Origin of the sequence: Streptomyces sp. col6 (assembly GCF_008042035.1) — a bacterium.
GTDB lineage: Bacteria > Actinomycetota > Actinomycetes > Streptomycetales > Streptomycetaceae > Streptomyces.
The window spans coordinates 1,314,246-1,314,894 of the sequence record NZ_RDBL01000006.1 but is presented as its reverse complement, the minus strand read 5'-3'; the positions used below and the strand labels follow the sequence as shown (position 1 = coordinate 1,314,894).

1 pseudogene is annotated in these 649 nt (G+C 69.5%); it reads right to left on the bottom strand.

Annotation, left to right across the window (positions count from 1 at the left end):
* Positions 1–259: pseudogene (locus EAO73_RS10025) on the bottom strand (citramalate synthase); the annotation flags it as partial.
* Between the last annotated feature and the right edge of the window lie 390 nt (positions 260–649).

Genomic DNA, 649 nt, shown 5'->3' with positions numbered 1-649 from the left:
TGCGGGTCGCGCCGAAGGCGACCAGCTCGGCGTTCTTGAACTCGATCTCCTGGCGGGCGCGGGCGAAGAACTCGGTGTCGCGGGGGTTGGCGCCCGGCCAGCCGCCCTCGATGAAGCCGACGCCGAACTCGTCCAGGTGCCGGGCGATGGTGAGCTTGTCGGCGACCGTCAGGTTGATGCCTTCACGCTGTGAACCGTCACGCAGCGTGGTGTCGAAGACATGGAAGCTGTCGTCGGTGGGCTTGGCCTTGGTGGTCATGGCTGGTCTGACTCCTGTCGGATGAGTGGATCCGGACGGCTGGACCGTGTCCGGCGGATCAGGGTCGGGGTCGGGGTCGCGACCCTGATCCGCCGGACACGGCCCGGCTCCACTTGCCCCCATCATCCCGCTCGCCTCGTGCACCGGCCGAGGTGAGGGCCGGAAAACGAAAAAACCCCTCGCGGGTGCGAGAGGTCTGCGCGCGGGTCTGGGGCACGGTGGCCGTGCCGTACGTGGTGGTACGGGACGGTCACTGCGGACCGGCGCGCCTGCTGCCAATAATCATGACGAACGAGGACACGGCAGCAGTCTGGCACAGGACCGCCGCCGCGCCCCGCCCCGTCTCAGGATGCGGGCGTACGCAGAGCCCCCGGCGAGAACGCCGGGGGC